This window comes from Pseudonocardia zijingensis, from assembly GCF_042657305.1.
Taxonomy (GTDB): Bacteria; Actinomycetota; Actinomycetes; order Mycobacteriales; family Pseudonocardiaceae; genus Pseudonocardia; species Pseudonocardia zijingensis.
The window spans coordinates 154,651-175,414 of record NZ_JBHSKO010000011.1; the positions used below are offsets into that span (position 1 = coordinate 154,651).

Below are 20,764 nucleotides of genomic sequence, written 5' to 3' on the forward strand. Positions count from 1 at the left end.
ACGGAAGGTGACGTCGCCGCTTCCGCAGCGACACGGGCTCGACCCGGTGCGGCTGCGGACGCCGGCGGAGGCGTCGTGGGCCACGATGCGCGACCACCTGGTCGACCGGTTGCCGCGCGTGGACCCGGCGCGGATCGATGCCATGCTCCGGGAGGAGCGGATCGTGGGCCGCCACGGCCCGATCGCGTTGGACGCCCCGTTCGTGCCGGACGAGTTCCTGTGGTTCCACCGCGATCTGCCCCACGAGGTGCGGGTGCCGTTCGAGATCGGGGTGGTGCACCGCGACGAGCACCTGGTCGTCGTCGACAAGCCGCACTTCCTCGCCACGATCCCGCGCGGGAGCCACATCCTCGACACGGCTCTGGTGCGCCTGCGCCAGGAGCTGGACCTGCCCACCCTCTCCCCCGCCCACCGGCTGGACCGGCCCACCGCGGGCCTGTTGATGTTCGTGGTGCACCGGGAGCGGCGCGGGGCGTACCAGACGCTGTTCCGCGACCGGCGGGTCCGCAAGACCTATGAGGCGGTCGCGCGCCACGACCCGGCGCTGGAGCTGCCGCGCACGGTGGAGAGCCGGATCGTGAAGGAACGCGGCGTGATCCGCGCGTTCGAGGAGCCGGGGCCGGTCAACGCGGTCACGCACGTCGAGCTGCTCGCGGTCCGCGACGGGCTCGCCCGCTACCGGCTCGTACCCGAGACCGGCCGCACCCATCAGCTGCGGGTGCACATGAACGGACTGGGCGTCCCGATCCTCGGCGACGACTTCTACCCGGCGCTCACCGAGAAGCCGCTCGACGACTTCAGCCGCCCCCTGCAGCTGCTGGCCACCACGCTGGAGTTCCGCGACCCGTTCAGCGGGGAGGTGCGCCGGTTCACCAGCCGCCTCGATTTGCGAGCATGGTCGTCCTACGAGCAGTGGGCAGCGCCGGTTCGGGACGCTCCGCAGACGGAAGGACGCACGTGACCGCCACCGAGGCCAGCACCGCGACCGGCGCAGTCCGGTTCCCCCAGGGGTTCCTGTGGGGTTCGGCCACCGCCGCGTACCAGATCGAGGGGGCCGCCACGGAGGGCGGGCGCACCCCGTCCATCTGGGACACCTTCTCGCACACGCCGGGGCGGGTGGCACGGGGCGACACGGGGGACGTGGCGGTCGACCACTACCACCGGTTCCGTGATGACGTCGCGCTGATGGCCCGGCTCGGGCTCACCTCGTACCGGTTCTCCGTCTCGTGGCCCCGGATCACCCCGCAGGTCACCCCCGATGCGCTCGGCCCGGTCAACCCCGAGGGCATCGCCTTCTACTCCGACCTCGTCGACGAGCTGCTCGCCCACGGCATCAGCCCGTCGATCACCCTTTACCACTGGGACCTCCCGCAGGCGCTCGAGGACGCGGGCGGCTGGGCGGAGCGCCGCACCGCCGAGCGGTTCGCCGAGTACGCGGAGGTGGTGGCGGGCGCGCTGGGCGACCGGGTGCCGGTGTTCATCACGTTGAACGAGCCGTGGTGCAGCGCCTATCTCGGCTACGCCAGCGGGGTGCACGCCCCCGGCCGCACCGAGCCCGCGGCCGCCCTCGCCGCCGTCCACCACCTCAACCTGGCCCACGGCCTGGCCACGACGGCGATCCGCCGTGCCGCGCCGGCCGCGCGGGTGGCGCTCACGCTGAACCTCGCCTGGGTGCGCCCCGAGAAGCCGGACGAGCCGCTCGACGTCGACGCGGCCCGCCGGGTCGACGGCCTGCAGAACCGGGTGTTCCTCGACCCGGTGCTGCACGGGCGCTACCCGCAGGACGTGCTGGCCGACACGGCGGGCGTCACGGACTGGTCGTTCGTGCGCGACGGCGACCTCGACGTCATCTCGGCCCCGATCGACGCGCTGGGCGTCAACTACTACTCGCCCACGCCGGTGCGGCACTGGACGCGGGAGCGCCCGAAGGAGAACGCCGACGGCCACGGCGACGGCGCCGCGACCCCGTGGATCGCGTGCGAGGACGTGGAGTTCCCGATCCAGCACGGACCCAAGACCGACATGGGCTGGAGCATCGACCCCCGCGGGCTCACCGAGTTGCTGCTCCGGGTCGCCCGCGAGTCTCCCGGCCTCGATCTGCTCGTCACCGAGAACGGCGCCGCCTTCCCCGACGCCGTGAGCCCCGACGGCCGCGTGGTGGACACCGACCGGATCGAGTACCTGCGAGGGCACCTCGCGGCCGTGCACGCCGCGATCGAGGCGGGTGCGCCGGTGCGGGGCTACTACGTCTGGTCGCTGCTGGACAACTTCGAGTGGGCCTGGGGCTACGCGAAGCGGTTCGGGATCGTCCACGTGGACTACGCCACACAGGTGCGCACGATCAAGGAGAGCGCACACTTCTACGCCGAGGTGATCCGGCGCAACGCGCTGCCCGAGTAACAGCGCAGGGGGCTGCGGAAGGGCCCTCGCGAAACATCCCGCGCCCCCGGAACGACTCCTTCACCGGACACCCCGGACGCGATGGCGGCCGGGGTAGTCTGTCGCCGGTTGCCCGGCCGGCACCACTCACGAGAAACGGAGGTCGGGGTGCGGCTCGGAGACGAGAACGATCTCCCCGACGAGGGCGGCGCCGAGAATCGCGGGTTACTGCCCCAGGACAGCGAACACCCCCTCGACGTCGCGGCTCTGCGTGCCGACAACGAGTTCATCGAGCGGCTCGGTGCCGGTCTCGTAGCCCCGCGCTCCGTGCCCGCGTCGGCCCGGGGCACCGAGGACGAGCTCGTGGCGATGCTCGCCGCGTGGGTGGCCGAGGCCCGGCCCGACGCTGTCGCCTCGGCCTCCGCCACCACCGCTGCGCCGCCGGCCACCGATGTGATCGACACCACGGGGCCCGGCTTTCCCGGCCCCGACGAGCCCGCCGCCGACGTCGTCCCGCTGCGCTCCGGCCGGCACCGGGCCATCACCCCGTACGCGCGGCGGCTCGGGATCGCCGCCGCCCTGATCGCGCTGGCCACGTCGGGGGTCGCGGTCGGGGCGTCCGAGGCCGAGCCGGGCAGCATGCTCTGGCCCGTCTCGAAGGTCTTCTACGCCGAGCGGGCGCGGTCGGTCGAGGCCGCGATCGCGGTGACCGGCCACCTCGAGCAAGCGCGCACGGCCCTGCGCGAGGGCCGCCGCGACGAGGCCGCCCGCGAGATCGACGCCGCCGCCGCCACGCTGTCCGCCGTGCGGCCCGACGAGGGCCACGAGGACCTCGCCCGCGCGCAGCAGGAGCTCGCCGACACCGTCGGCCCCTCGCGGCCCGAGGAGCAGGACGAGTCCGACACACCCGGCCGGCCCGGCGGCCCGCCCGACGAGCAGATCCTCGCCGCCCCCGGCGAGGGCGGGCCCGGGGAGCCCGATTATGGCCTCCCGCAGCAGGGCGACCCGGGCTCCGGGCCCGGCGGCCACGCGGCCGATGCCCCGAGCGGCGGGCCGGAGGACCCGGCCGGCGGCGCCCAGGACCCCGCGCAGGATCCGGCGCAGGGCGGCGCGGGTACCGGTCCGGGCGACCCCGCCCCCGCCGGCCCGGAGGGGCCCGCACAGCCGCCCGCGGATCCGGACGCGGGCTCGGGCTCGAACACCGGCACCGACAGCAGCATCGGCTCGGGCAGCGACTCGGGCAGCAGCACCGGTTCCGGCGGTGACTCGGGTTCCGGCAGTGACTCGGGCTCCGAGTCCGGCAGCGACGCCGGCAGCAGCACCGGATCCGGCAGCGGCTCGGACTCCGCTTCCGGCAGTGACCCGGGCAGTGACACCGGCAGTGACCCGGGCAGCACCGGCGACTCGGGCAGCACCGGCTCCGGTACGGGCACCGACTCCGGCGGATCCGAGGGCGAGCCGAGCACGCAGTCCGACGACGACACCGACAGCGACACCGACAGCGACACCGACAGCGGCACCGACAGCGGCGGCACCGAGAGCAGCAGCACCGACAGCGGGCAGACGGGCGGCGACGAGTCCCCCAGCGGCGCCACCGCAGACGAGCCCGGCTCCCCGAACGGGGAGGAACCGGCGCCGCCGGCCGCGAGCGACGACCCCGCCCCCACCGAGCCCGACCCGGCGCCCGAGGGGAACGACCTCATCATCGAGGTTCCTCCCCTGCCCCCGATCACGGTGCCCCTCCCGACCGCCACCGACGACTCGACGGAGTCCCAGGCCGCCCCCGAGGCCGCCTCCCCCACTGCCGCCACCACCAACGACTCCACCGACGGCGACTCCCCCGGCTCCGCTACCGAGCCGGCCGGCAGCGACGAGGCCAGGAACAGCGACGACGAGGACGACGCGAGCTCGGTCGGCTCCGACGACGACAACGGCGACGGCAACGGCGACGGCAACGGCAACTCCGACACCAACCGCGACAACGCCCGGTCGGCCGACTCCGACGGCGACCGGTCCGACGGTGACTCGGACTCGACCGGCTCCGACTCGAGCGGCTCCAGGTCGAGCAACTCCGGATCGGGCAACTCCGACGACTCGAACTCGAGCGACGACGACAGCGCATCCAGCGACGACTCCGACGAGTCCGGCGACAGCGACAACAGCAGCGACAACAGCGACTCCGGAGACGACGACTCCGACAGCTCCGACGACGACGGCGACTCCGACAGCTCCGACGACGACGGCGACTCCGACAGCGACTCCGGCGACAGCGACAGCGACTCCGGCGACAGCGACTCCGGAGACAGCGACTCCGGAGACGACGGCGACAGCGACGACGGCGGCGACTCCGTCCTCGCCGACGTCCGCGATGCGGCCGAGTCGGCCTCCGGCTCGTCGTCCGACGACTGAGCCCGCCACACCGCACGTCGACCGACCCACCGACTCGGTGTTCGCGACCGAGCCATCGCCCCGTCTACCGACGACCCGGTCACCGGTCCGTTGCCCGGCGTCCGGCGCTGGAGGCGTCGGCGGCGCCGCTGCTCCGCCACGAGAGACCCGAGCCCGGATCGTCAGCGCGCGCGGCGTGCGGGAACCGGACCCGTCATCCGATCACCCGTCCGGCACCGCCCGCCGCGAGACCGCGACCAGCACCACGCTCTCCCCGCCCTCGTTGTGCAGGGCCCGCACCCCGATCCCGCTGAGCCACAGGACCTCGCCCGTGGTGAACGTCCGCCGCCCGCCGGCGTCGCACTCCACCACCACCGTCCCGCACTCCACGACGACCAGCGCGTCCCGCCACTCGTGCTCGGCGTAGGGCAGCGACGCGCCGGGGCGGATCGTCACGGTGCGGGAGCGGAACGAGGGCCCGAGCGGCCTGCCGAGGAACGTGATCGGCTCGGCGTCCACAGCTGGCCCCGCTACCGGGTGACCGGGAGGCCGAGGAGGTCGAAGATCGGGAACTGGTCCGTGTGCTCGAACGACAGCACGTCGGTGATCACTCCCCCCTCGACGCGCAGCACGTCCACCGCCAAGGCGCGGAACTCGTCCGTGCCTGGCCGGCAGACGTAGTTCGCCGCCGCGGGCTGGCGGTTCAGCCACACCGGCACGAGCATGAACTTCCCGAACTCGGACGAACCGTCCAGCGCCGGTGCCCACTGCTCGACGATCGCGTCCCGGCCGCGGATCACGTCGGGGTACGGAGGCATCGAGAACACCGCGTCCTCGCGCATGAGCGCGGCGAGCGCGGTCAGGTCGGCGCGCTCGCAGGCGTCCATGAACCGCTGCAGGACGGACCGCTCCTCGTCGTTGGGGCCCTCGGGTGACCACTCCGACCGCTGCCGCGGCAGGTGCTCGCGCAGCGTGGCCCGCGCGCGCTGCAGGGCGCTGTTGGCCGACGCGACGCTCCACCCGAGCAGGTCGGCGCTCTCCGCGGCCGACCAGCCGAGCACGTCGCGCAACATCAGCACGGCCCGCTGGCGCGGCGGCAGGTGCTGCACCGCGACGAGGAACGCCAGTTCGATCGTCTCCCGCGCCACGACCGTCGCGTCCGGTTCGTCGTCGGGCGCGGCCTGTTCGAGCAGCTGGTCCGGGAACGGCTGCAACCAGGTCACCTCGCCGGTGGCGCCGGGGCGGCGCGGGTGGCGTTCCAGGTGGTCGAGGCAGGCGTTGGTGGCGATGCGGTAGAGCCACGCGCGGAACGTCGAGCGGCCCGCGTACGTGGCGCGGCTGCGCCAGGCCCGCAGCAGCGCCTCCTGCACCATGTCCTCGGCGTCGGTGAACGAGCCGAGCATGCGGTAGCAGTGCACGTGCAGCTCCCGCCGGTGCGGCTCGACGAGCGCCGCGAATGCTGCCTGGTCTCCCGCCACCGCGGCGGATGTCTGCGCGTCTGTCGCTGGCGTCATGCTCATGAGACCGGGTGCGGCCCCGAAACTCATCGGCGGCCGGGCTCGGTCTCGTCCAGGTGCAGCCGCAGCATCGCCGCGGATGCCCACGCGGGCGGGCGGCCGCGCAGCGAGACCAGCACCATCGTGGCGAACGCCAGCGGCACCGACCACAGCGCGGGCTGGCCCAGGAGGATGCCGGCGAGCCCGGGCGGCACCCCGAGGAACAGGTCGACCCCGATCACGCCCGCCGACGCCACCAGCCCGGTGACCATCCCGACGATCGCACCGCGCGCCGTGAGCCGCGGCCACCAGATCCCGAGGACGAGCAGCGGGCAGAACGTCGACGCGGCGACCGCGAACGCCGAGGTGACCAGGACGCCGACGTCGAGCCGGGCCGCCGGGAGCGCGAGAAGGACGACGGCGAGCGCCGCGACGATCGGCGTGAACCGCAGTCGGCGCAGGGTGCTCGGCACCAGGTCGTGCGAGAGCGCGCCGGACACGGCGAGCAGCAGGCCGAGCGAGGTGGCCAGGAACGCGGCGAACGCCCCGGCCGTGAGCAGCGCGGTGAACAGGGTGCCTGCGAACCCCCCGTCCACCCGCGCCGGCAGCGCGACCACCACCGTGTCGGTGGCGCCGGACAGGTACAGCTCGGGCAGCAGCGCCGCGCCGAGCAGCCCGTACACCGCGGGGAACAGGTAGAACACGCCCAGCAGCGCCACGGTGATCGCGGCCGTGCGGCGGGCGCCGCGGCCGTCCGGGCTGGTGTGGAAGCGGATCAGGATGTGCGGCAGCCCCATCGTCCCGAGCACGGTGGCCACCAGCACCGACCAGGTGGCGAGCAGCGGGTAGCCGCCCGGGTCGAGGAGGGGGCGGGCCCAGTCGGCGCCGCCCGGCGGCCCGGTGCCGACGTGCGGCACCGCCGACCCGGCGGCGAAATCCCAGGTCTGCCCCGCCTGCACGTCGTACTCACCGGGTGGCAGCACCTCCGCGTCCGCCCCGCCCACGGCCACGCGCGTGGGCTCGCTGAGGGTGAGGGTGGTGTCGAGCCGGAACTGCACCGGGGTGGCCGCGTCGAACCGGGTGAACTCGACGGGGGTGAGGGCCTCGCGGCGGGTGTCCGGGGAGACCTGCAGCACCAGCCAGATCGCCGGCACGATGAACAGGGCGAGCTTGAGCACGAACTGGAACGCCTGCACGTAGGTGGCCGCCCGCATCCCGCCGAGCGCGAGCGTGATGCTGACGGCGGCACCGGCGATCACCACCCCCACCCAGTACGGGCTGCCGGAGACGACGCCCAGCACCTGCCCGGCCGCGGTGAACTGCGGCACGAGGTACAGGCAGCCGATCACCAGCACCACCGCGGCCGACAGCCTGCGCAGGGCGGGCGAACCGAGCCGGGCCTCGGCGAAGTCGGGGACGGTGAGCGCGCCGGTGCGGCGCATCGGTGCGGCGACGAGCGCGAGCATCGCGACGTAGCCCGCGGCGAACCCCACGGCGTACCAGAGCGAGCCCACACCGTCCTTCACCACGAGGCCCGCGATGCCGAGGAACGACGCGGCGGACAGGTACTCGCCCGACACCGCGGCCGCGTTGACCGTGGGCGAGATGCGCCGCGACGCCACCAGGAAGTCCGACGTGGTGCGCATGGCCGCGACCCCGCGCGCGCCGATCAGCAGCGTGATCAGCAGGACGGGGACGATCGCGAGGATCACCGGACCGCCCTGTGGCCCGCCTGCGCTCCTGATCCCGTCGCCCGCTCCGCCCGTTCGGCCTTGCGCAGCTGCCACCCGGCGAGCAGCGCCATCAGCGGGAACGGCAGCACCCCCACCGCCAGCCAGGAGACCGGGATGCCGGCCACCCGCACCGTGTCGAGGGCGGGGGCCCCCGCGAGCAGCAGCGGCAGCCCGAGCAGCAACGCGCCCAGCAGGGCCAGCACCGTGAGGGCGTAGCGCAGCTGCCTGCGGTGGATCCGGCGCGCGCGTTCGGCGTCGGCCGGGGCGAGGTGCGGGGGCGCGGCCCGCACCCCGGTGCGCCCACGGGCCAGGGCAACTCGGGTCTGCGGGCTCGTCACCGCGACGCGGCGCCGCTGCTTCATGGCCCCTGACCTCACCGCGCCCTCTGGCCGGGTGACTCGAATGCGCCCCGCGTGGCGGCCTCGAGCAGGTGCTCGCGCAGCTCACGGGCGTGGCGGCGGCTCACCGGCACGTCGCCGACGTCGGTGTGCGCGAGCAGGCCGCCCGACAGGTCGCTGCGCAGCTCCCGGACGGCCGGCACGGCGAGCAGGTAGCTGCGGTGCACGCGGCTGAACCCCGCGTGCTGCCAGTGCTCCTCGAGCCGCGAGATCGGGATCCGCACGAGGTGCGCCCCGGACGGGGTGTGCAACCGCACGTAGTCGCCGTGGGCCTCGACGAAGCGGACGTCGTCGCGCCGCACGAACCGGGTGCGCCCGGCGAGCTCGACGGGCACGGCGGCGAGCGCGTCGACCGGCACCGGGGCAGGGGTGGCCTCGGCGGCGCCGAACCGCCGCACCCGGGTGAGCGCCGCGGCGAGGCGTTCCGCGCTCACCGGCTTCAGCAGGTAGTCGACGGCCCCGATGCCGTAGGCCGACGCGGCGTGCTCCTCGTAGGCGGTGACGAACACGACCACCGGCGGGTCGGTCATCCGGGAGAGCAGCGACCCGAGCTCGAGCCCGCTCATGCCGGGCATCGAGATGTCGAGGAACACGGCGTCGAGGGGACCGGCCTGGATCAGCCGCAGCGCGGTGATCGGATCGCCCGCCTCGGCCACCTCCCCCACGTCCGGGGACTCCCGCAGGAGCCGGGTGAGCTCGGCCAGCGCCGGCGCGACGTCGTCGACGGCGAGCACCCGCATGGGACGGGTCATGACACCACCACCCCCGGTTGGAACCGCGGCAACCGCAGGAGTACCCGCGTACCCGCCCCTACCCCCGTTTCGATCACCAGCCCGTAGCCCGGCCCGAACACCGTGCGCAGCCTCCGATCGACGTTCACCAGACCCATGCTCCCCGGCGAGGCGTCGCCGGCGAGGACCGCGGCCGCGTACTCCGGGTCCATCCCCGGCCCGTCGTCCTCGACCGCGATGACGCACTCCGTGCCGTCGGCCTCCCCGCTGACCTGGACCAGGCCGCTGCCGCCCGGGAGTTCCACACCGTGGCGCACGGCGTTCTCCACGAGGGGCTGGAGCGCGAGGTACGGGAGCGCGACGGGCAGTATCTCCGGGGCGATGCGCACCTGCACGGTGAGCCTCTCCCCGAGCACCGCCCTGGCCAGCGCCAGGTACGCCTCGATCGCCCGGAACTCCCCGGCGACAGTGGTGTAGTCGCCGTGGCGGGCCAGGCTGTGACGCGTGTACTCGGCGAAGTCGAGCATGAGGTCACGCGCCCGCTCCGGTTCGGAGTTCACGAACGACGCGATCGCCGTGAGGCTGTTGTAGACGAAGTGCGGCGAGATCTCCGCGCGCAACGCCCGCAGCTCGGCCTGCTCCGCCACGGCCGCCGACTCCTCCAGCCGGGCCCGCTCGAGCGCTTCCCCCAGCCACACCGCCGCCTCGCGCACGGCGCCGGACGCCACCGGCCCCGCCACCACCAGCACCCCGGCGAACTCGTCGCGGGCGTGCACGGGGAGCGCGACGATGCCGCGGGCGGCCGCGCGGGTGTCGTTGCGCAGCACCGAGTCGGCGAGGGCGTCGGCGTCCTCGGGCGGGCGTCCCGCCCACACGAGCGCGCCGTTCAGGCCCCCGAGGCCCACCGCGTCCGCCTCCAGCAGCCGCCGCAGACCCCGCGCCGCACCGGCGGCGTCGGGCCCGCCGAGCCCTCCCCGGACCCCGGCCGCGATCCGCCGCGCCTCCGCGAGCGTGGCCATCGACCCCGCTCCGCCGCGGGCCCGGCGCCACCGGCGGCGGGACTCCTCCGGCGCGGCCTCTGCGTCCACTGCAACCATCGCCGCCTCCGTCGCCGAACAGGATGACGTTAGGTCACCCTGGCCGCCGGAGCCAACCGCGGGCCGAGACCGACGCTCGAATCGATATCGAAGATCGCCGCGCCACCCCGACGCAACTGATGTGCGAGCAGACGCGACGGCCGCCCCGGGGCGCCCACACACCACCTCGGGTGCTCACACACCGACTGCAACCAATGTGCGAGCACCACAACCGATGTGCCAGCGACACCAAGGCCGCCCCGAGGCGCTCACAGGCCGACCGTCGACGATGCCGGCACCACAATCGATGTGCGAGCGGACTCGACGGCCGCCCCGGGGCGGCCACACACCACCACGGGTGCTCACACACCGACCGGTACCGATGTGCCGGCACCACAACCGATGTGCCAGCGACACCAAGGCCGCCCCGAGGCGCCCACACACCACCACCGGCGCCCACACACCGACCGCAACCGATGTGCCGGCACCACAACCGATGTGCCAGCGACACCAAGGCCGCCCCGAGGCGCCCACACACCACCACCGGCGCCCACACACCGACCGCAACCGATGTGCCGGCACCACAACCGATGTGCCAGCGACACCAAGGCCGCCCCGAGGCGCCCACACACCACCACCGGCGCCCACACACCGACTGCAGTCGGTGTGTGAGCACCACGACCGGTGTGCGAGCGCACGGCCACCTCCCCGCGGCCGACCGGCCGACCGGTCGACCGGCGGATCCGCGGACCGCGGGGAGGTGGTGGGCGCTACGAGCCGCTGCTGAACGCCGCGTCGAAGGCCGCCGAGGGCGGGTCGAACGCGGTGCCCTTCACGAAGGCCAATGCGTCCGGGGCGCCGACCAGGCGGTCCATGCCGGCGTCCTCCCACTCCACGGAGATGGGGCCCTCGTACCCGATGGTGTTGAGCATCCGGAAGCAGGCCTCCCACGGCACGTCGCCGTGGCCGGTGGAGACGAAGTCCCAGCCGCGCCGGGGGTCGGCCCAGGGCAGATGGCTGCCCATGCGGCCGTTGCGGCCGTTGCCGACCTGGCGCTTCGCGTCCTTGCAGTCGACGTGGTAGATCCGGTCCTTGAAGTCCCAGAGGAAGCCGACGGGGTCGAGGTCCTGCCACACGAAGTGGCTGGGGTCCCAGTTGAGGCCGAAGGCCTCGCGGTGCCCGATGGCCTCGAGGGTGCGCACGGTGGTCCAGTAGTCGTAGGCGATCTCCGACGGGTGGACCTCGTGGGCGAACCGGACGCCGACCTCGTCGAACACGTCGAGGATCGGGTTCCAGCGGGCGGCGAAGTCGGCGTAGCCGTCCTCGACCATCGAGTCGGGCACGGGCGGGAACATCGCGACGGTCTTCCAGATCTTCGATCCGGTGAAGCCGACGACGGTGTTCACGCCGAGCTTCGCGGCGGCCCTTGCCGTGTACTTCATCTCCTCGGCGGCGCGCTGCCGCACGCCCTCCGGGTCGCCGTCGCCCCAGACGCGCGGGTGCACGATGGCGCGGTGGCGCTCGTCGATCGGGTCGTCGCAGACGGCCTGGCCGTTGAGGTGGTTGGAGATCGCGAACACCTGCAGGCCGTGCTTCTCGAGGATCGCGCGGCGGCCGGGGATGTAGGAGTCGTCCTCGACGGCGGCGCGGACGTCGAAGTGGTCGCCCCAGCAGGCGATCTCCAGCCCGTCGTAGCCCCATTCACCCGCGAGCCGGGCGACCTCCTCGAACGGGAGGTCGGCCCACTGACCGGTGAACAGCGTGATCGGTCGTGCCATCAGTCCTCTCCTGCGATCGGTACCCAGCCGCTGCCGGACTCGGCCGAGCGGACCACGGCGTCCAGCACCTGCTGGACCTGCAGGCCGTCGGCGAACGACGGGGTGGGGTCGGTGCCCGCGGCGAGGTCGCGGACCAGGTCGACGACCTCGTGGGTGAACGAGTGCTCGTAGCCGAGGCCGTGGCCCGGCGGCCACCAGGCGCCGACGTAGGGGTGGGTGGGTTCGGTGACGTAGATGCGGCGGAAGCCCGCGGTCTCGGCGTCCTCCTCACCGTCGTAGAACGACAGCTCGTTCATGGACTCGAAGTCGAACGCGAGGGAGCCCTTGCTGCCGTTGATCTCCAGCCGGATGGCGTTCTTGCGCCCGGTGGCGAACCGGGTGGCCTCGAACGAGGCCACGGCGCCGCTGCCGAAGCGGCCGATGAACAGCGCCGTGTCGTCGACGGTGACCTCGCCGCGCTCGCTGGATCCGGACGCCGACAGCCCGCTGGAGGCCTCGGGCAGCGGGCGCTCCTTGATGAAGGTCTCGGTGAGCGCGGAGACGCCCTGGAGGCGGTCGCCGGTGACGAACTGCGCCATGTCGACGATGTGCGCGCCGATGTCGCCGAGCGCGCCGGAGCCCGCCTTGTCCTTCTGCAGCCGCCAGACCAACGGGAACTCCGGGTCGACGATCCAGTCCTGCAGGTAGGTGCCGCGCACGTGGCGCACCTCGCCGATGCGGCCCTGCTCCACGAGCCGCCGGGCCAGCGCCACCGCGGGCACCCGCCGGTAGTTGAAGGCCACCATGCTGCGCACGCCCTGCGCCTGCGCCTTCTCGGCCGCCGCGACCATGGCCTTGGCCTCGTCGACGGTGTTGGCGAGCGGCTTCTCGCACAGCACGTGCTTGCCGGCCTCCAGCGCCGCGATGGCGATCTCGGCGTGGGTGTCGCCGGGCGTGCAGACGTCGATCAGCTGGACGTCGTCGCGGCCCAGCAGCGCCTTCCAGTCGGTCTCGGTGTGCCGCCAGCCCATCCGCTGCGCGGCGGCCGCGGTGGCGTCGGCATTGCGGCCGCACAGCACTGCCATGTCGGGCTGCAGCGGCAGGTCGAAGAACCGGCCCGCCGTGCGCCAGGCCTGCGAGTGGGCCGCGCCCATGAAGGCGTAACCCACCATCCCGATGCCGAGCGTCGTGCCGTGCGTCATGACTCGAAACCCAGGGGAAGGTAGTCGGCCACGTTCTCCTTCGTGATGGTCGCGGATGCCAGCGTGATCGACGCCGGCACCTCCCGTTCGGCAAGATCGCTCATGCCCCGACCCTGCGCCACGAGCCGGGCGAGCGCAACGGCCGAGGAGGCCATCGAGGGGCTGTAGGTCACCGTGGCCTTGAGCACACTCGTGTCCGCCTGGATCTCGCGCATGGCGTTGGCCGACCCGGCCCCGCCGACCATGAAGAACTCGTTGCGCCCGGCCTGGTTGATGGCGGCGAGCACACCGATGCCCTGGTCGTCGTCGTGGTTCCAGATGGCGTCGATCTGCGGGGAGGCCTGCAGCAGGTTGGCGGTGACCTCCTGTCCGCCCTGCGCGGTGAAGTCCGCGGCCTGGCGCGGGCCCACCGAGAAGCCGTAGGTGGCCAGCGCGTCGGTGAAACCGCTGCTGCGCTGCTGGGTGAGCGGCAGGTTGTCGATGCCCGCGATCTCGGCGATGATCGGGTTCGCCACGCCGGCCTCGCGCAAGCGGGTGCCGATGTAGTGGCCCGCGCTGACGCCCATGCCGTAGTTGTCGCCGCCGATCCAGGTGCGGTAGGCCAGCGGGGAGTCGAAGATCCGGTCCAGGTTGATCACCGGGATGCCCGCGTCCATCGCCTGCTGGCCCACGCGGGTGAGCTGGCTGCCGTCGTTGGGCAGGATCACCAGCGCGTCGACGCCGCGGTTGATCAGCGTCTCGACGGCGGCGATCTGCTGGGCGATGTCGTTGGTCGGGTTGACCGCCTCGAACGTGACGTCGGGGAACTGCTCGGCCTGCGCCTGGGCGTTCTGCGCGATCGCGGCGATCCAGCCGTGGTCGGCCGCGGGCGCGGAGAAGCCGATGGTGACGGGGCGACCGGGCTCGGCGGCACCGCCCGCGGCCGGCGCCGGGGCGACCGGCGCGCCCCCGGCGGGAGCGGCGGGCTCGTTGCTCGTGCACGCGGTGAGGGCGGCACCGGCGCCGACACCGAGGGCGCCGGTGAGGAACCTGCGACGGTGCAGGCCCCGGGTGGGATCGGACATCTTTCTCTCCTCAGGTGGAAGAAACCGACGAGCGCTGGGCCCTGGCCTGGATGAGCACGGCGACGACGATGATCGCGCCCTTGGCGATGTTCTGGACGTCGGTCTCGAGGTTGTTCAGCACGAAGAGGTTCGTGATCGTCGTGAACACCAATACGCCGAGGATCGAGCCGATCAGCGTGCCGCGGCCACCGGACAGCAGCGTGCCGCCGATGATCACCGCGGCGATCGCGTCGAGCTCGTAGAGCGTGCCGTGGGTGCTCGACCCCGTGGTGGTGAGCGAGGCGATCATGATCGCGGCGATGCCGCAGCACAGGCCGGAGACCATGTAGAGCAGCACCGTGTGGCGCCGGACGTCCAGGCCGGCCAGCCGGGCCGCCTCAGGGTTGCCGCCGATGGCGAACGTGCGGCGGCCGAACGTGGTGCGGTTGAGCACCACCCAGCCGACGGCCACGACCGCCGCGAAGATGTAGATCAGCAGCGGGATGCCCAGCAGGCGCGTGTTGGCGATGCCGGCGATCACCGGGTCGGTGACGATCTGGCTGCGCCGCCCCGAGATCTGCTCCGCGAGGCCCTGGGCGGAGATCAGCATGGCGAGGGTGACGATGAACGGCACGATCCGGCCGTAGGCGATCAGCAGGCCGTTGACCAGCCCGGCGCCGACGCCCACCGCCACCGCGCAGAGGATCATGACGACCCACCCGTAGGACTGGGTGGCGACGGTGGTGGCCCAGACCGACGCCAGCGCCATCACCTTGCCGACCGACAGGTCGATCCCGCCGCCGATGATCACGAACGTCACGCCGACGGTGAGCACGCCGATGATCGAGGCCTGGGTCAGCACGGTGAGCAGGTTCGACACCGTCAGGAACGTCTCCGCGGTGGCCACCCCGACGAGGCCCAGCAGCACCAGCACGGCGACGAGCCCGAAGTTGCGCCCTGCCCCGCCCTCCAGCAGCCGCGCCCACGGCGAGCGGGCAGGCTCGGCTTCCCGGGCCGCCTTCTCGACGCGCGCGTGCTCGTCGGCGGCGGGGACCGTGGTCGGTCCCGTTGTCCGCTCGGTCACGGCACCCTGCTCCCTTCCATCACCAGGTCGAGAACGCGACCCTCGTCCAGCTCCCCGGCGGGGGCCTCGTGCACGACGCGGCCCTCCCGTACGACGAGCACGCGGTCGGCGAGCCCGAGCACCTCGGGCACCTCGCTGGACACCAGCACGATCGCCGCCCCCTCGGCGGCGAGCCTGCGGATCAGCGCGTAGATCTCGCTGCGGGCACCGACGTCCACCCCGCGGGTGGGCTCGTCCAGCAGCAGCACGGTGCAGCCCTGCATCAGCCAGCGGGCGAGCACGACCTTCTGCTGGTTGCCGCCCGACAGCGTGCGTACCGGGCGCGTGGGGTCGGCCGGGCGGACGTCGAGCTGCGCGGTGACGTCCGCGGCGGCGTCCAGGTCGGCCTGCGGGCCGAGGAACCCGGCGCGGGCGAACCGGCCCATGCCGGGCAGCGACACGTTGCGGAACACCGGCTCGGCCAGGAGCAGGCCCTGGCTCTTGCGCTCCTCGGGCGCCAGGCCCATGCCCGCCCGGACGGCCGCGGGCACCGAGCCCGGCCGCACGCGGCGTCCGCGCACGCGCACGGTGCCCGCGGTGGGTGGGCGGGCCCCGTAGACGGTCTCCAGGATCTCGGAGCGGCCCGACCCGACGAGCCCGGCGAGCCCGACCACCTCGCCCGCGCGCACGGTGAACGACACGTCCTCGAACTCGCCCGCGCGGGAGAGCCCCTCGACCTCCAGCACGACCTCGCCCACGTCGCCGGTGCGCTCCGGGAAGACGTACTCGATCGTGCGGCCGGTCATGAGGCGGATGACGTCGGCGGTGGGCGTCTCCCGGGCCGGGAGGTTGCGCGCCACCGTGCGGCCGTCCTTGAGCACCGTGACGCGGTCGCCGATCTCGCGGATCTCCTCGAGCCGGTGGGAGATGTAGACGACCGCGACACCGTCGGCGGTGAGCTCGCGGATGACGCGGAACAGGTTCTGGACCTCCTCGGGGTCCAGAACGGCCGACGGCTCGTCCATCACGATCAGGCGGGCGTCGCGGGCGAGCGCCCGCGCCATGCTCACGACCTGCTGGCCGGCCGCCGAGAGCCGGCCCAGCTCGCGGCGCGGCGGGATCTCGGGGTGCCCGAGGCGGCGCAGCAGGGCCCGCGCGGTGTCCTCGGCGGCGCGCAGCCTGCTGAATCCGTACCGGGAGGGCTCGTGCCCGAGCACGATGTTCTCCGCCACCGAGAGACCGGGGACGAGGTCGAGCTCCTGGTAGATGGTGGCGATGCCGGCGGCATCAGCGGCCTGCGGCGCGGCGAACGACACGCGACGGCCGTCCCAGACGATCTCGCCCGCGTCCGGCCGATGGGCGCCGGCGAGCACCTTGATCAGCGTGGACTTGCCCGCGCCGTTCTGCCCGAGCAGGCAGTGCACCTCACCGGCGGCGACGTCGAGATCGACGCCGTCGAGCGCGCGCACACCCGGGAACTGCTTGACGATGCCCCGCATCGCGAGCAGCGGCTCTCCAGTCATCACTCCACACCTCGGTCACGGGTCCCCCAGCCCGGAACCTAGGAGCATTGACCAGTGCCGTACAACGACGGAATAATGCCTCTTTCCGCGAGTTTTCCGTCGATATCGGGCTGTGATGCTGCCACCGTCCCCCCTCCCTCCCCTGCGGCTGTCCGCGGCGCGAACCGGACGAACCGACGCGGCCGCCACCTTGAGCACGGTGGCCCGGCTGGTGGCCTCCGGAGCCGCGGTGAGCAAGGCCGACCTCGTGCCCGCGGCCGGTCTCGCGCGCACCACCGTCAGCACCGCGGTGGACGAGTTGCTGGCCCGCGGCCTGCTGCAGGTCGACGGCACCCGGCCCACCGCCGGGAGGGGCCGGCCTGCCGACCGGCTCGCGCTCTCCCCGCGCGGCGGCCACGTGCTCCTCGCCGACGTCGGCGCGAGCAGCGCCCACCTCGCCGTGATCGACCTGAGCCAGCGGATGCTCGCGCGCACCGAGGTCTGCGTGGACATGCACCGCGGCCCCGACGCGGTGCTCCGAACGGTGGAGACGCAGCTCACCCAGCTGCTGGCAACCGTGCCGCAGGACGTTCCGGTGCGCGCCGTGGTGATCGGCCTGCCCGGCCCCGTGGACGGCACCCAGGGCGTCCCGGTCCGCCCGCCGATCATGCCGGGCTGGCACGCCTACCCGGTGGCGGCTCGGCTGTCGCAGACCTTCGACTGCCCCGCGGTGCTGGAGAACGACGTCAACCTGCGCGCGCTCGGCGAGGCCAGGGCCCTGCCGGCCGACCAGGTGCCGCTGCTGTTCGTCAAGGTCGGCACAGGCATCGGCGGCGGCCTCGTGAGCCGTGAGGGGGTGCTGCACCACGGTGCCGACGGCGCCGCGGGCGACATCGGGCACGTCCGGGTGCGCGGCGCCCCGGACGACGCGTGCGTCTGCGGCAACGTCGGCTGCATCGAGGCCGTCGCATCCGCGGGTGCCATCGCCCGCAAGCTCGGCGCGCCGGGCCCGCCGATCCCCACCGACGAGGTGCGCGCCCTGCTCGCCCGCGGCGACGGGGCCGCGGTGGCGGCCGTGCGCGAGGCGGCCGCACTGATCGGCGAGCTCGTCGCCACGCTCGTGCACTTCTACAACCCGGCACGGGTGACCATCGGCGGCGGCCTGTCCGCGGCGAGCGACGAGCTGCTCGCCGGCGTGCGCAGCGTCGCCTACCAGCGCGCACTCCCGCTGGCCACCCGCAACCTCGTGCTCACCAACAGCGTGCTGGGCGAGTACGCGGGGCTCGCGGGCGCCGCGGTGCTGGGCATCGAACGCGTGCTGTCGACGGACTCGATCGGGCTCCTGTTCGCCCAGCGTGTGTGACCCGGGCAACCCCTCCGGCATCACGGGATCGGGTGAATAAGGGGACCCCGGTGACGCGCGCCGCAGCGGGCCGGATTCACTAGCCCTTGGACCACGCAAAGCCGCTGGTCCCGCAACCGGATGGAACGGACATCGATGCGCCTCACGTCGCTCCCGCTGTCGAGCGCAGCGGACCGCCCCCGCGGCGTCGCCGCGGCCGCGGCGGCCGCGGTGGCGCTGCTGGCGCTGGGCGGGCTCGGCGCGGTGCTCGACGGCGACGCGCAGCGGCTCGTGGCGAACGTGGGCCTGCTCGTGCTCTCCCTGGCAGGCGGCTTCGCCTGCCTCGGGGCGGCGCGGCGCAGCAGCGGCCCGGGGCGGCGCGGGTGGGGCGCGTTCGCCGTGGCCTGCTGGTGCTGGGCGGGCGGGCAGGTCGTGTGGACGGTGCAGGAGAACCTGCTGGGGACGCCCAGCCCGTTCCCGTCACCGGCCGACGCCGGGTTCCTCGCCTTCCCGGTGGCCGCGCTGGTGGGGCTGGCCCACCTCACGCCGTCCGACTCCGGCCTCGCCAGGGCGCGGCGTGTGCTCGACACGCTGCTCGTCGGCTGCGCCGTGGGCCTGGTCGCGTGGGTCACCGTGCTCGACCCGGTGCTCGAGCACTCCGGGCGCTCGCTGCTGCAGGCTGCACCCGCACTCGCCTACCCCGTGGCGGACGCGGTGCTCGTGAGCGCCACCGTGCTCACGCTTGCCCGCACGCGCGGCTCGCCGGTGCGCTGGGGCCTGCTCGGCACGGCCGTGCTCGCGATCGCGGTCTCCGACGCGGTGTTCGCCCACCAGGTGTCGGGCGGCGCCTACGCCACCGGCTCGGTGGTCGAGTGGGGATGGCGGATCGCGTTCTGCCTCATCGGGGTGGCGGCCACACTCGTGCGGGACGACCCGGCCGCGGAGCTGCCCAGCGCGCCCGCGCCCCGCGACTCCGTGCGCGCCGGCCTGCTGCCCTACCTGCCGCTCGCGCTCGCCGCCCTGCTCGTCGCGGTCGAGGCCACCGGCGGGGTGGGCCTCGACGTGGTCGAGGTGGCGTGCATCGCCGCACTGGTGCTGCTCGTGCTCGGGCGCCAGTACGTCACCGTCCGGGAGAACCAGGAGCTCACCCGCGCCATCCAGCAACGCGAGGTGCAGCTGCACCACCTCGCCTTCCACGACCCGCTCACCGGCCTCGCCAACCGCGCGCTGTTCCTCGACCGGCTCGAGCACGCACTCGGCCGCGCCGAGCGCACCCGGCAGCCGGTCTCCGTGGCGTTCATCGACCTCGACGGGTTCAAGGCCGTCAACGACACGCTCGGGCACGCCGCGGGCGACGCATTGCTCGTCGGGGTGGCCGGTCGCCTGAAGGGAGCGCTGCGCAGCGCCGACACCCTCGCCCGGCTCGGCGGCGACGAGTTCGCCGTGCTCGTCGAGCAGGGCGACGACGCCACCACCGCGGCACGGCGCCTGCTCGCCACGCTGCGCGACCCGTTCCACGTGCACGGCCGGTCGGTGGCGGTGGGGGCCAGCATCGGCGTGGCCACCGTCGAGGCCGGGCAGGACACCGGCACCGACGCCGCCACCCGCGCCGCCACCCTGGTGCACCGCGCCGACGTGGCCATGTACGCGGTGAAGGCGTCCGGCAAGGGCGACGTGGCCGCACACACCGCCGAGCTCGACGGGGAGGCGCCCGGCCGCAACGGGCGCCACGCGGTGCGCAAGGTGCGCCCGCCGCTGCCCGAGGCGTTCGCCGACGCCCTGCACCGCGGCGACGTCCACGCCATCTACCAGCCCGTCGTCGACCCGGTGTCCGGGCGGATCTCCGCCATGGAGGTGCTGGCCCGCTGGACGCACGAGGGCGAGGCCGTTCCCCCGTCGACGTTCATCCCGGCCTGCGCTGCCGCGGGCCTGTCCGGCCAGCTCACCGCGCTCATGCTGGAGCAAAGCTGCGCCCAGCTGGGCCTGTGGAACGCCGGGCTCGCCCACCGGCGCCTGCGCATCGCGGTCAACGTCGACCCCACCGAGTTCGGCGACAGCGGCCTGCCCGACCGGGTGGCGGGCGTCCTGCGCCGCTACGGCCTCTCCCCCGGCCAGCTCGCGCTGGAGATGACCGAGACGGCCGTGAACAACCGCCCCGGCAACGCCGTCGACGTGATGCACCGGCTGCGCGAGCTCGGCGTCCGGATCGCCCTCGACGACTTCGGCACCGGCTACAGCACGCTGTCCCGGCTCGCCCGCACCCCCGTCGACACCGTGAAGATCGACCGGTCGTTCGTGGCGCACATCGACCACGACGAGCAGCAGCGCTGGTTCTTGCGTGGCCTGCTCGAACTCGCCCGCCACCTGGGCCTGCGCACCGTCGCCGAGGGCGTCGAACGCGCGGGGCAGCTGCACGAGCTGCGCAGGCAGGGCTGCGACCTCGTGCAGGGCCACTTCGTGGCCCGCCCGGCCACCGCGGCCCAGCTCACCCCCGCGGTGCTGGCCGACCTGCCGATCCTCGCCCCCCACCTGCGCGGGATGCGCACGAGCGACACCCGCCTCGCGGCCGGGCGCTGGTTCCGCCCGGTCTCCGAGACCAGCTGAGGGCCTCCCTCCGGGAGGTTCAGGAAAGCCACATTCAGGGCCGCTCCGGC

Annotated in this window: 16 protein-coding genes; 5 read left to right on the top strand and 11 right to left on the bottom strand. The window is 73.8% G+C overall.

Going from position 1 to position 20,764, the window contains the following annotated elements:
• The first annotated feature begins 7 nt into the window (after positions 1–7).
• From ACFPL3_RS22140 to ACFPL3_RS22150, 3 genes are all read left to right on the top strand, one after another.
• Positions 8–961, top strand: coding sequence for a pseudouridine synthase (locus ACFPL3_RS22140; RefSeq protein ID WP_343942524.1), 954 nt, complete (start codon positions 8–10; stop codon positions 959–961).
• Positions 958–2,400, top strand: coding sequence for a GH1 family beta-glucosidase (locus tag ACFPL3_RS22145; protein ID WP_343942525.1), 1,443 nt, complete (start codon positions 958–960; stop codon positions 2,398–2,400). The genes ACFPL3_RS22140 and ACFPL3_RS22145 overlap by 4 nt, the downstream gene beginning before the upstream one ends.
• A 147-nt stretch (positions 2,401–2,547) precedes the next feature.
• The gene (locus ACFPL3_RS22150) at positions 2,548–4,788 is read left to right on the top strand and encodes a hypothetical protein (protein ID WP_343942526.1); all 2,241 of its coding nucleotides are present in this window, start codon (positions 2,548–2,550) and stop codon (positions 4,786–4,788) included.
• A 201-nt stretch (positions 4,789–4,989) separates the two neighbouring features.
• On the opposite strand, the gene ACFPL3_RS22155 is transcribed toward ACFPL3_RS22150, so the two are convergent.
• The 11 genes from ACFPL3_RS22155 to ACFPL3_RS22205 all read right to left on the bottom strand — a co-directional run bounded on the left by ACFPL3_RS22155 (position 4,990) and on the right by ACFPL3_RS22205 (position 16,789).
• Positions 4,990–5,286 carry a hypothetical protein gene (locus tag ACFPL3_RS22155; RefSeq protein WP_343942527.1) on the bottom strand — a complete coding sequence of 99 codons (297 nt, stop codon included), beginning with the start codon at positions 5,284–5,286 and terminating at the stop codon, positions 4,990–4,992.
• Positions 5,287–5,297: 11 nt separating this feature from the next.
• Complete coding sequence (locus ACFPL3_RS22160; protein WP_343942528.1) at positions 5,298–6,281, bottom strand: RNA polymerase subunit sigma-70; 984 nt, start codon at positions 6,279–6,281, stop codon at positions 5,298–5,300.
• A gap of 29 nt (positions 6,282–6,310) precedes the next feature.
• A complete protein-coding gene (locus ACFPL3_RS22165; protein ID WP_343942529.1) occupies positions 6,311–7,975 on the bottom strand; it encodes a sodium/solute symporter in 1,665 nt (554 codons plus the stop codon).
• Positions 7,972–8,358 carry a hypothetical protein gene (locus ACFPL3_RS22170; protein ID WP_343942530.1) on the bottom strand — a complete coding sequence of 129 codons (387 nt, stop codon included), beginning with the start codon at positions 8,356–8,358 and terminating at the stop codon, positions 7,972–7,974. The genes ACFPL3_RS22165 and ACFPL3_RS22170 overlap by 4 nt, the downstream gene beginning before the upstream one ends.
• A gap of 11 nt (positions 8,359–8,369) precedes the next feature.
• Entirely contained in the window at positions 8,370–9,146 is a 777-nt protein-coding gene (locus tag ACFPL3_RS22175; protein ID WP_343942531.1) for a LytR/AlgR family response regulator transcription factor, read from the bottom strand.
• Positions 9,143–10,222, bottom strand: a complete 1,080-nt coding sequence (locus ACFPL3_RS22180) for a sensor histidine kinase (RefSeq protein ID WP_379589611.1) — start codon at positions 10,220–10,222, stop codon at positions 9,143–9,145. Before ACFPL3_RS22180 ends, ACFPL3_RS22175 begins: the two co-directional genes overlap by 4 nt.
• Positions 10,223–10,971: 749 nt before the next feature.
• Positions 10,972–11,979 (bottom strand): sugar phosphate isomerase/epimerase family protein, encoded by a 1,008-nt coding sequence (locus ACFPL3_RS22185; protein ID WP_343942532.1) that lies wholly within the window; start codon positions 11,977–11,979, stop codon positions 10,972–10,974.
• A complete protein-coding gene (locus ACFPL3_RS22190) occupies positions 11,979–13,160 on the bottom strand; it encodes a Gfo/Idh/MocA family protein (protein WP_343942533.1) in 1,182 nt (393 codons plus the stop codon). The genes ACFPL3_RS22185 and ACFPL3_RS22190 overlap by 1 nt, the downstream gene beginning before the upstream one ends.
• Positions 13,157–14,224 (bottom strand): substrate-binding domain-containing protein, encoded by a 1,068-nt coding sequence (locus tag ACFPL3_RS22195; protein ID WP_343942534.1) that lies wholly within the window; start codon positions 14,222–14,224, stop codon positions 13,157–13,159. The genes ACFPL3_RS22190 and ACFPL3_RS22195 overlap by 4 nt, the downstream gene beginning before the upstream one ends.
• Before the next feature lie 10 nt (positions 14,225–14,234).
• On the bottom strand, positions 14,235–15,287 hold the full coding sequence (locus ACFPL3_RS22200) for an ABC transporter permease (RefSeq protein ID WP_379589612.1): 1,053 nt from the start codon (positions 15,285–15,287) through the stop codon (positions 14,235–14,237).
• Entirely contained in the window at positions 15,284–16,789 is a 1,506-nt protein-coding gene (locus ACFPL3_RS22205) for a sugar ABC transporter ATP-binding protein (RefSeq protein WP_343942535.1), read from the bottom strand. The genes ACFPL3_RS22200 and ACFPL3_RS22205 overlap by 4 nt, the downstream gene beginning before the upstream one ends.
• Positions 16,790–16,988: 199 nt before the next feature.
• Here ACFPL3_RS22205 and ACFPL3_RS22210 point away from each other — a divergent pair, with 199 nt between their 5' ends.
• Together ACFPL3_RS22210 and ACFPL3_RS22215 are read left to right on the top strand one after the other, a co-directional pair.
• Positions 16,989–18,131: an ROK family protein gene (locus ACFPL3_RS22210; RefSeq protein ID WP_343942536.1), complete on the top strand. Its 1,143-nt coding sequence runs from the start codon at positions 16,989–16,991 to the stop codon at positions 18,129–18,131.
• Between the two features lie 135 nt (positions 18,132–18,266).
• On the top strand, positions 18,267–20,714 hold the full coding sequence (locus tag ACFPL3_RS22215) for a putative bifunctional diguanylate cyclase/phosphodiesterase (protein WP_379589613.1): 2,448 nt from the start codon (positions 18,267–18,269) through the stop codon (positions 20,712–20,714).
• Positions 20,715–20,764 lie beyond the last annotated feature (50 nt).